Source organism: Xenorhabdus sp. PB30.3 (assembly GCF_963895965.1).
Classification (GTDB): Bacteria; Pseudomonadota; Gammaproteobacteria; order Enterobacterales; family Enterobacteriaceae; genus Xenorhabdus; species Xenorhabdus stockiae.
The window spans coordinates 1-12,451 of the sequence record NZ_CAWQMW010000010.1; the positions used below are offsets into that span (position 1 = coordinate 1).

General features: G+C 51.5%; 2 protein-coding genes. Both read right to left on the reverse strand.

Going from position 1 to position 12,451, the window contains the following annotated elements; genetic code table 11:
* A partial coding sequence (locus AACX38_RS01330; RefSeq protein WP_228865582.1) for a non-ribosomal peptide synthetase occupies window positions 1-8,599 on the reverse strand: 8,599 nt, incomplete at its 3' end.
* On the reverse strand, window positions 8,596-12,451 hold a 3,856-nt coding region (locus tag AACX38_RS01335; RefSeq protein ID WP_228865583.1), incomplete at its 5' end, for a non-ribosomal peptide synthetase. The genes AACX38_RS01330 and AACX38_RS01335, both read right to left, overlap by 4 nt.

Genomic DNA, 12,451 nt, shown 5'->3' on the forward strand with positions numbered 1-12,451 from the left:
TCAGGAAGTTCACGGTATTGCGGTGGGTGACGGCGACCCCTTTGGGTTGGCCGGTGGAGCCGGAAGTGTAAATCACATAGGCCAGATGACGTGAAGTGAGTCCCTGCATGGTGGCCACCGGATTGGTGTCGGGCTGTTTTGCCAGCAGGGGGGAGGGCAGATCATCCAGTCTGACAATCGGTAATGCAAACTCCCCAACGCTGTCGCGCAGTGTTGTTTGCGTCAGCAACACCACAGGCGCCGCGTCTTCCAGCATATAGGCCAGCCGTTCGGCGGGGTAAGCCGGATCAAGGGGCACATACGCGCCGCCGGCTTTAAGGATAGCCAATAATCCCACGATCATCGCCGGGCTACGTTCAGTGCAAATCGCCACCCGGTCATCGGGTTTTACGCCCAATTCAATCAGATAATGGGCCAGTTGGTTGGCTTGACGATTCAGGGCCGCATAACTCAGCGTGTGGGCTTCACCCACCACGGCAAGGGCCTCTGGCGTCAGCACAACCTGTTGCTCAACCAGTTCGTGAATAAGGGCATGCTGCGGAAAATCAGCTTGTGTGGCATTGAAATCCACCAGGATCTGCTGGCGTTCAGACACAGGCAGGATGGGCAAATCCAGAATCGGCTGTAAAGGTTCCTTATGCAGCGCTTCTGTCAGGTTCTGAAGTGCCGTATACAGGTAATGAACCATTCGGTCAGGATCGATACCCGTCACACTCTGGACTCCCAGAATGAAGCTATCTCCAAAATCATCCACAGAGAGCGCCAACGGATAATTTGTCTGTTCTTTGGCATCCAACAGACGCATTCCTTCCAGTCTGGGATGCGTTGCGGAAGATGATGAATTGTGACGATAGTTGAACAGCACACTGAACAGGGGCAAGGGCGGGATCACGCTGCTGCACCGTTGCGCCAGCGCCAGTGGGGCCTGTTCATGCGCCAGTAAGGTGGCTAAATTCCGGGCCGTATTCTCCACGGTTTCCCGCACACTGAGATGACCAAGAGAAATTCTGATAGGCAGGGTATTGATAAACATCCCCATGGCCTGATCAGCACCTGTGGTACCTTGCAATCTCCCCAGTAACACCGTACCGAAGACGACATCATCACGGTCACTGGTATGAGCCAGTACCTGCGCACAGGCCACATGGAACAGCACACTGGGACTGATACCTAAACAACGGGCCTGCTCGCGCAAGGTATTGGCCAGTGTACTATCCAGAGGCAAATGAGCTCCTGCTATGTCAGTGCCATCCTCCTGTACATTAAGCAGGCCAAACGGCGCGGTAGGCGCATCAATATCAGCCAGCTGTTCACGAAAATACGCCTCATGGACTGAGGCCGGTACGCGCAGGGTCTGGGCAATAAAATTGCGGTACGGCAAGGGGGGAGACAGCGTGTCCGCCTGTCCCTGTAATAGCTGTTGAATTTCATCCAATATCAGCTCAAGCGTCATATGATCGCTGACCAGATGATGGAAATTCAGTATTAACAGCCATTCATCACTGGCGGGATCGTAAGTGGTATTGGCGGTGAACAAGGGGGCCTGACTGATATCCAGTCGGGTGACGATGTGCGCTTGTAATTGTGCGGGGATATTGTCTGCCGACGTGGGCACAAAGGGCGTCACAGGCAGTTTCGCCTGTCGCCAGACCACCTGTACCGGCTGGCTCAGCCCCTGCCAGCAAAACGCCGTCCGTAGGGTATCATGGCGATCGATGATCTGTTGCAGGGCATCCAGGAAAGCCTCCCGACGTGCTCGGGTATCAAAGGCGAGCAGGCTGTTTAACAGGTAAGCATCCCCAGTTTCCTGTAGCTGATGATGGAACAGGATACCGGCCTGTAACGGCGCCAGCGGGTAAATATCCTGTACATTGGCATGACCGCCGGTCACGGTGGCCGCAATGGTGTCAATCGCCGTCTGTGACAGGGTCACCAGTGGCAACATATCGGGCGTGACGTGTGTGCAACCGTCAGGAATGCGGTTGGGTGGCACCCCATCATCCGGCGTCTCTTGTCGGGTTATCGCCTGTGCCATCTCCGCCAGTATAGGCGTTGTGAAAACACTACGTACCGCCAGTGAGTATCCCCGACGCCGCAATTGTTCAATCAGGCTGACAGTAATCAGGGAGTGCCCCCCGAGTTCAAAGAAATGGTCGTGACGTCCGACCCGTTCCAGTCCCAGTAAATCTTGCCAGATTTGTGCCAGTGCAATTTCCACGTCACCTGTCGGCGCTGCATAATCCCGGGTGATCACTGCCGACAAATCCGGCGCGGGCAGAGCATTGCGGTCGAGCTTGCCGTTGGGCGTCAGCGGGAAGGCATCTAACATGACAAAGGCATTTGGCAGCATATAATCCGCCAGACAACTTCTCAGCTGCTCGCGCAGCTCAGCCGCTTCCAGCGTAACATCAGGTTGCGACACAAGATAAGCCACCAGACGTTGTTCACCATTATCAGCTTTATGGGCGATAACCACCGCTTCTCTGACACCTTGACAGTCGGCTAATTGTGCTTCAATTTCCCCTGGTTCGATGCGGAAACCCCGGATCTTGACCTGAAAATCATTACGACCCAGATATTCGATATTGCCGTCCGGTAGCCAGCGCCCCAGATCGCCGGTTTTATACATTCTAGCATCCGGCTGGGAACTGAACGGGTCAGCAACAAAGCGCTCAGCAGTCAAATCAGAATGATTCAGGTAACCCCGGGCGACGCTAGCACCACCGATATAGATTTCCCCCGTCACACCCAGAGGAACAGGTTGTTGTTTTTTATCAAGTAGATAAATTCGACAATTGGCGATTGGGCGACCAATGGACAACGTTTCATCCGCATCGTGTAAGGCGCCACCATTGAGTGACAGAGAGGTCACAATGACAGTGGCTTCCGTTGGGCCGTAGGTGTCTGTCCAACGACAGTGTTGTGTTTCAGGCAGGGATTGCCAGTCGGTAAGAGAGTGAAGGTTAGTTTTTTCCCCGCCGACCGTAATTGAACGCAGGGTCGAGCTGAACCCACTGCGACCGGCTTTTATTTCCTGTCCCCACTGATGCCAGAAAGCGGTCGGTATATCGACAACGCTGATGGCCTGTTCTTGCAGGAAGTGGCCGAAAGCGGCATCCGGTATCTGAAGGTGAGGGGGGCGCAGAATTAAGGTAGCACCCGTTGCCAGTGTCGGGAAAATTTCGGCCACGGACGCATCGAAGGCTATTGTGGCAAATTGCAGGACGCGATCAGCCGCAGTAAGCGCGGTTATCTGACATTGGGCATGAGTAAAATTCACCACATTACGATGTTCAACCATCACGCCTTTGGGTAGCCCCGTCGAGCCAGAGGTATAGATCACATAGGCCAGATGATGACTCTGTAATCCCAGTTGTTCCGGTTCAGGATTAGCGACAGAGTATTGGACTATCCGTTCCAGATAATCAGCCTCATCCAAGAACCAGACAGGGATATCATTGTTCAGAGCCTGTGACTGTAAATGCTGTTGGGTAAGGAGTAATTTAGGCGTACTGTCAGACAATATGTAAGTCCGTCGCTTATCCGGATGATTCGGATCAAGAGGTACATACGCCGCTCCGGCTTTTAAGATACCCAGTATGCCAATAATCATATCCGGGCTGCGCTCAACACATAGAGCAACCCGATCATCCGGCTGGATACCCGCTGTAATCAGAGCATTGGCTAGCTGGTTAGCTCGCCGGTTCAGTTCATCATAACTCAGCGAGCCATGCTCAGAAATGATGGCGATGGCATCAGGAGCCTGCTGCGTCCGTTGCTCAAACAGCGTATGGATAAGTGCTTCTGACGGGAGGAAGTCAGTTTGTGTGGCATTGAAAACCTCCAGTAATTGTTGGCGTTCGGCTACCGGCAGAATGGACAGCGCCAATACAGGCTGTCTGGGATTGTTTTGCAGTGCGTCAGTCAGCCCACAAAGAGCGGTATACATATAATTCACCACCCGATTGGGGTCGACGCTGTTCACTGCCTGAGCGACCAGTGCAAAACCGTCTCCAAAATCATCCACCGACAGATCCAGCGGATAGTTTGACCACTCTTCAGAAGGCAACGAACGAACACCTTTCCAGCCGGGTTTATCCGTGGAATTTGATGGAGAATGGCGATAGTTAAACAGAGCACTGAACAAAGGCTGGGGAGGTGTCACACTACTGAAACGCTGGGCGAGAGCAAGTGGAAATTGCTCATGTTCCAGCAGGTCAGCCAGATCTTTTGCCGTTGCCCGAACCACTTCAAGTACAGTGTGATTGTTCAGGGATATTCTGACCGGCAGGGTGTTGATAAACATCCCCATAACCTGATCGGCCCCTGTAGTGCCTTGCAGCCGTCCCGACAATACTGTGCCGAACACCACGTCATCACGTCCGCTGGTGTGGGCCAATACCTGTGCCCAGGCCACATGGAACAGTACACTCGGACTGATCCCCAGTTGACGGGCCAGTACGCGGAGGGTTTGCGCCAACGTAATATCCAGACACAATCGGGCTTCCATCATATCTGTCCCATCCCCCTGTACATTGAGCAGGCCGAAGGGAGCAGTGGGTTCATCAATCTCAGCGAGCCGCTCGCGGAAGTAACCTTCATGCACTGAAGGCGGTATGTTCAGCATTTGGGCAATAAAGTTGCGGTACGGCAGTGGCACAGGCAGAGACTCAATTTCTCCTTGTAATAATTGCTGAATCTCACCCATGAGCAACTCGAGTGTTATATGGTCACTAACCAGATGATGGAAACTCAGTCCCAGTAACCATTCGTGATTGTCAGGATCGTAAACGGTACTGGCAGCGAATAAGGGAGCCTGAGTGATATCCAGCCGTATGGCGATATGCGCCTGTAATTGTTCTGAGATATTCTCTGTTGATGCCGGGATAAAAGGGGTCACAGGTAAGCTCGTTTTCCGCCAGACCACTTGTACTGGCTGGCTCAGCCCCTGCCAGCAAAATGCCGTGCGCAGGATATCATGGCGGTCTGTCACCTGTTGCAGAGCCGCAAGAAAAGCCTCCAGACGCGCTTGGGTATCAAAAGCCAGCAGCGTGTTTAATAAGTAAGCATCGCTGTTTTCCTGTAACTGGTGGTGGAATAAAATACCTTCCTGCAAGGGTGACAGTGGATAGATATCCTGTACATTAGCGATCCCGCCGGTTACCGTCGCAGTGACAGTATCAATTTCGGTTTGTGACAGCGTCACCAGTGGCAACATCTCAGGCGTAATCGCCGTACAATCATCGGGAATGCGGTTGGGTGGCACCAGAACCATTGGAGCATCCATCCCTGTCTGTATTGCCTGCGCCATATCTGCCAGCAGCGGTGTGGCAAAAACGCTGCGTACTTCCAGTGAATATCCACGGTTGCATAATTGTTCAATCAGACTGACGGCAATTAGCGAGTGCCCGCCCAGTTCAAAGAAGTGGTCATGACGACCAACGCGCTCTAATCCCAGTAAATTCTGCCAGATTTCCGATAATGTGGTTTCCACATCGCCCACGGGTTCAGCATAGTCACGGGTGATCACCGCGGACAGATCCGGCGCAGGTAGTGCATTACGGTCAAGTTTACCGTTGGGCGTCAGCGGGAAAGTATCCAAAATGACAAATGCACTGGGTAGCATATAGTCTGCCAGATGCTGAGTAAGATACTGCCGCAGTTTGGTTGGTATCAGTTCAATATCCGGCTGAGTTTGTACGTAAGCGACCAAACGCTTGTCCCCGGGAATGTCTTCACGTGCGATAACGATAGATTCATTGATCCCCGGGTATTGATTCAGACGCGACTCGATTTCATCCAGTTCAATACGGAAACCGCGTAATTTAACCTGAAAATCATTGCGACCAAGATATTCAATATTACCATCCGGCAACCAGCGACCAAGGTCACCGGTTTTATACATCCGGGCATCCGCTTCAGCAGAGAACCAATCAGGCAGGAAACGCTCCCGCGTAAGTTCAGGCCGATTCAGATAACCCCGGGCTACACCGGCACCACCGATATAGATTTCGCCCACCACCCCAAGCGGAGTAGGTTGGCCAGAAGAGTCAAGAATATAGATTTGGGTGTTAGCAATAGGGCGTCCGATTGGAATGGTATATGCAACATTAGTAGTCGATGTTATTGCATAAGTGGTGGCTATTGTGGTGGTTTCTGTCGGACCATAAGCATTAATCAGGTGGACTGGCCGGGACTCAGTTAATTGTACCTGTTGTATTTTTTTCGGATTGAGGGCTTCTCCACCGACAAGCAGATAGCGCAATTGCCTGAACAGGGGAGAGAGTATTTCCAGATAAGCGTTGAACAGCCCCACCGTTAACAACATTGCCGTGACTTCACCGCTGATTAATTCGTCACGGAAACGTTCAGGGTTGAGTAATACGGCTTGTGGGATCACATGCAGGCGTCCACCGTTTAACAGAGCGGACCAGATTTCCCATGTTGAGGCATCAAACGCAATATTTGAACAGTGCGCTACACAGTCATTCGGCCCGATATCCGCATAACCCCCATTGATAGCCAACCGATTAACATTACGGTGCTCAATCATCACACCTTTTGGTTGGCCGGTTGAACCGGAGGTATAGATCACATAAGCCAGATGGCGTGATGTCAGTCCCAATGCTTGTGCATCCGGGTTATGGCTCGGTTGTGTAACCAGTGACAGTGTTTCTGATGATCGGGTTTCTAATGAGGTATCCTGAGCATCAATTACGCGTACAGGTACGATATCCGGTAACTTATCGCGCTGGGCGACCTGAGTCAGTAAGATTACCGGAGCGGCATCTTTCAGCATATAGGTCAACCGTTCTGCGGGGTAATTCGGATCGAGGGGAACATAAGCACCGCCCGCTTTCAGGATTCCCAGCAGGCAGACGATCAATGCCGGGCTGCGCTCGACACAGATAGCCACCCGATCATCCGGTTGTATACCCAATCCAATCAGATAATGGGCCAGTTGGTTGGCCTGACGGTTAATTTGTTCATAACTCAGCGTTTGCCCTTCACACACGACAGCAATCGCTTCCGGCGTCTGAGCCACTTGCTGTTCAAACAGTTCATGGATGAGGGCATTCTGCGGAAAGTCGGCTTGCGTGGCATTAAAATCCACTAATAATTGTTGTTGTTCCATTGCTGATAACATAGGCAGCGATGAAATCGTCTGAGTCACATCAGCGATCATTGCGGTTATCACGTTTTGAAAATAACCGGCAATACGAACCACGGTTTCCCGATCGAACAAATCAGTTGCGTATATTAGCGTTCCGGTTAAGCCTGAATTTCCGGCTGTTTCAGTGAACGACAGCGTTAAATCACACTGAGCACTGTATTGCGGTTGTTCGATAATAGACAGTTCAAGCCCGGGCAGTTTCAATTCCTGAGCCGGAGTATTGTCTAATGCCAGCATCACCTGAAAGATGGGACTGTGGCTCAGGCTACGTTCGGGTTGTAACACTTCCACCACCTGCTCAAAAGGCAGATCCTGATGAGCATAAGCCGCCAGTGTCTGTTTACGAACATGGGCCAGCAGTTCCGCTATTGTATGACATTGACCTGATTCAATACGTAAGGCGAGCGTGTTGACGAAAAAACCAATCAGATTATCCAGTTCGGTGCGAGTACGATTGGCGATGGGAAGACCGATAACAATATCGTTTTGACCACTTAGGCGGGAGAGAACAACAGTCCACGCCGTGAGGATAGCCATAAATAATGTGGCTCCCTGATTTTGTGCAAATGTTTTCAGGGCAGTGAGTAATTCCTCATCAAGATGAACAGGTATTTTACTTCCTCTATAGCTTTGCACGGCGGGGCGAGGGCGATCCGTTGGCAGCTCCAGCAGGGATGGCGCTCCATTGAGCTGGTTATACCAGAAATCTCGTTGTACGGTCAGTTCATCGCAATGTAATGCAGTGCGTTGCCAGGCAGCATAGTCGGCGTACTGGATAGGCAGTGGTGGCAAATCAGCATCGCGTCCGGTCAGGGCAGCCTGATAAAATGCCGCCAGTTCGCGGATTAAAATACCACTGGACCAGCCATCAGAAATGATGTGATGCTGAGTTAACAACAGGACATGTTCTTCATTATCCAGATGCAATAGCTGCCCCCGGATTAACGGCCCCTGAGTAAGATCAAAAGGCGTTCGGGCTTCAGATTCAGCCAGTTCGTCAACACGGGCTGAACGTTCGTCTTCATTCAGAGAGCGTAAATCCAGATAACTCATTGAAAAGCCAGTATCCGCAGGGGCTATTTTCTGACAAGGTTGATCATCCACCAATGTAAAGTGGGTGCGCAAACTTTCCTGACGGGCTACAAGGTTATCAAGAGCGGAGATGAGTGCCTGATGTTCAAGTTTCCCCGTAAGACGCAATGCGACAGGGATATGATAGGCCCGACTTGCGGCGGAATCGAATTGTCCGATAAACCATAATCGTTGTTGAGCAAAGGATAATACTAAAGGCGCATGGCGATCTGTCTTCGTAATCGGTATGTGCAATGAACGAGTTTCATTAGCGCATTGTTTAATTTGTTCTTTAACTTTTTTCTCTAAAACAGCTCGTTTTAACATTTCGATATTGATATTAGCTTTGCTCATTCTTTAGTATCTCCACTTAAAATTGCGATTAATTCTTCTGCAGACATTGAATCGAGGCTTTTCTTGATTAATTCTGTGTCATCTCCCCATGCTGAACTCATTTGGGTAGAGAGAATGAATTCAGACAGTTCTGATAATCGGGATGACTGGAAAATTGAAACGATAGGTATCTGGACTAAAAATTCGGTTTGTATACGGGCTATCAATCTTGCGGCTAAAAGTGAGTGTCCGCCGATTTCAAAAAAGCTGTCATGCCGCCCGATTCGTTCCAGACCCAGCAGTTCCTGCCAGATTTGTGCCAGCCTGTTTTCTACGTCACCCATAGGTTCGGCATAGTCACGGGTTATTACCGCCGACAAATCAGGAGCGGGTAGCGCTTTACGGTCGAGCTTACCGTTGGGAGTCAACGGGAAGGTATCCAGCATGACAAAAGCACTGGGTAGCATATAATTGGGCAAACAGAGTCTCAGTTGTTCGCGTAGACTGGTGGCTTCCAAAGTAACGTCTGGTTGTGCCACCAGATAAGCTATCAGGCGCTGCTCGCCGTTATCTGTCTCATGGACAATAACCATTGCTTCTTTAATTCCATCACAGGCCAGCAGTTGTGCCTCAATTTCTCCCGGTTCAATCCGGAAGCCGCGCAGTTTGATCTGAAAATCGTTACGCCCCAGATAGTCGATATTGCCATCCGGTCGCCAGCGTCCTAAATCACCGGTTTTGTACATTCTGGCATCAGGAAGAGGACTGAAAGGATCGACCACAAACCGTTCTGCTGTGAGTTCAGGCTGGTTCAGGTATCCCCGGGCCACACCCGCGCCCCCGATATAAATCTCGCCAGTGACGCCAAGGGGCACAGGCTGACCATAAATATCAAGCAGATAGATTCGGGCATTGGCTATCGGATGACCGATACTGGGCGACGAAAGGGAATGATCTATCACACAAAAAGTCGTATCAACGGTACATTCTGTGGGACCGTAGACATTGATAAAACGGGACGTTTTTATTTGTTGCAAGCGCGACCATAAGGCAGATGAAATGGCCTCGCCGCCGATTAACGTCAGTTTGGGCTGATAATCCGTATCGGTACCTAACCCCGCATTCAACAGCCATTGCAGCTGCACGGGGGTACAGTCAAACAGATCCACCGCATGATGTGCCAGATAACGCCAGAGTTGCTCCGCATTGGCACGAATAGCCTCAGGAATGATGACCAGTGTATGACCCGCGAGCAATTGCAGCCAACTCTGTACCGAGGCGTCAAACACGATGCTGGCATTCAGGGCAGTACGACATGGTGGCGTGATATCGATCACCGATTGCAGCCCGGTATGCAGATTGATGACATTACGATGGGTCACCATAACTCCCTTGGGTTGCCCGGTCGAGCCAGAGGTATAAATGACATAGGCCAGATGGTGGGAATTCAGTCCCAACGAGGTTGCATCGGGGTTATGGTCAGGCTGGATATCAAAAATCGATGTTTGGTTATCCAGTTGCACCTTGGGGATCGGATAGGTCAATTGACCCGTCAGCCCAGTTTGCGTCAGCAACGCCACAGGCGCTGCATCTTCCAGCATATAGGCCAGCCGCTCAGGTGGGTAAGCCGGATCAAGGGGGACATAAGCACCACCAGCTTTGAGAATAGCCAGTAATCCCACCACCATCTCTACACTGCGTTCGACACAAATAGCCACCCGATCATCCGGTTTAACGCCCAATGCCATCAGGTAATGGGCCAGTTGATTGGCCTGACGGTTAAGGGCGTCATAACTCAGGGCTTGTTCTTCAAAGAGTACAGCAAGGGAGTCAGGTGTCCGGGTGACCTGCTGTTCAAACAGTTGATGGATTAGGGCATGCTGCGCAAAATTGGTTTGTGTGGCGTTGAAATCCACCAGTAACTGCTGACGTTCTGCTGCCGGCAGAATGGATAAACTGAGCACCGATTGCTGAGCGTCAGCGGTCAGCGCATTTGCCAGCTCACTGAGGGCAGTGCGCAGATAATGCACGATTCTGTCCGGATTAATTCCGTCTACGGTCTGAGCCACCAGCGTGAAATCGTTCCCGTGATCATCCACGGAAAGAGTGATGGGATAGTTTGTCCGTTCCTCAGACTGTAATACGCGCATGCCCGGCCAACCGGGATTTTCATCCAAGTCTGACGGGCTATATCGATAGTTAAACAGAGCACTAAACAAGGGTAAGGGGGGGATCACTCCGCTGCACTGTTGAGCCAGTGCCAACGGAGCCTGCTCATGTTCCAGTAGTTCGGCCAGATTTGCGGCTGTCGCCTGCACGACTTCCCATACATTGCGATTGTTCAGGGATATCCTGATCGGCAATGTATTGATAAACATCCCCATAATCCGATCAGCCCCGGCTGAACCGTGCAATCGTCCCAGCAGCACGGTACCGAACACGACTTCTTCACGGTCGCTGATATGAGCCAACATCTGAGCAAAAGCGACATGAAACAGCACGCTGGGGCTGATCCCCAGACGGCGAGACTGCGCACGCAGAGTCTGGGCAAGAGTATCATTTAAAAGCAAACGGGCTTCCGACACGTTTGTGCCATTCCCCTGTATATCCAGCAGGCCAAAAGGTGCCGTGGGTTCTTCAATATCGGCAAACCGCTCACGGAAGTAACTTTCATGTACTGAATCCGGCATTTTCAGGATCTGGGCGATAAAATTACGATAAGGCAGTGGTGTAGGCAGAGATTCCTCGTTACCGTCTAATAACAGAAAAATCTCCTTCATAATAAATTCCAGTGTCACATGATCACTGACCAGATGGTGAAAATTCAGCGTCAGAAGCCATTCGTTACTGTCCGAGTCGAGGGCAATACTGGCGGCAAACAACGGAGCCTGAGTCATATCCAGTCGGGAGATGCTGTGCGCCTGTTGTTGTGCTTGAATAGATTGTGCCGGAACAAACGATATCACGGGCAGTTTTGCTTGCCGCCAGACCACCTGTACCGGCTGGCTCAGTCCCTGCCAGCAAAACGCCGTACGCAGAATGTCATGGCGGTCTATCACTTGTTGCAGAGCGTTCAGAAAGGAATCCAGACGAGAGCGGGTATCAAACGCTAACAGCGTGTTTAATAAATAAGTATCGCTGTTTTCCTGCAACTGGTGGTGGAATAAAATACCTTCCTGCAAGGGCGACAGCGGATAGATATCCTGTACATTAGCCACGCCACCTGTCACAGTTGCGGCAATCGAATCAATCTCAGTGTGTGACAGCGTCACCAACGGCAGCATATCGGGGGTAATATGTGTGCAATCATCAGGGATACGATTGGGTGGGACAAGCATATCCGGCGAATCTTGCCGGGCCTGTATCGCCTGCGCCATCTCTGAAAGTAACGGGGTGGCAAAAATACTACGCACCTCCAGTAAATATCCCCGGCTGCGTAACTGTTCTATCAGGCTGACAGCAATCAGGGAATGCCCGCCCAGTTCAAAGAAATGGTCGTGACGTCCGACCCGTTCCAGTCCCAGTAACTCCTGCCAGATTTGTGCCAGTGCAATTTCCACGTCACCGATCGGTGCTTCATAATTCCGGGTGATCACGGCGTATAAATCCGGCGCAGGCAGGGCCTTGCGGTCGAGCTTGCCGTTAGGGGTCAGCGGGAAGGTATCCAGCATGACAAAGGCGCTGGGGATCATATACTCCGCCAGATGTTGTGCCAGTTGTCGGCGCAGATCAACCGGCACCAGTTCCGTACCCGCTTCAGCGCAGAGATAGGCCACCAGACGGGTATCCCCTTCAGCGTCTTCACGGGCTATCACGACAGCCTCCTGTACACCCGGGCACTGCATCAGGCCGGCTTCAATTTCCCCTAATTCA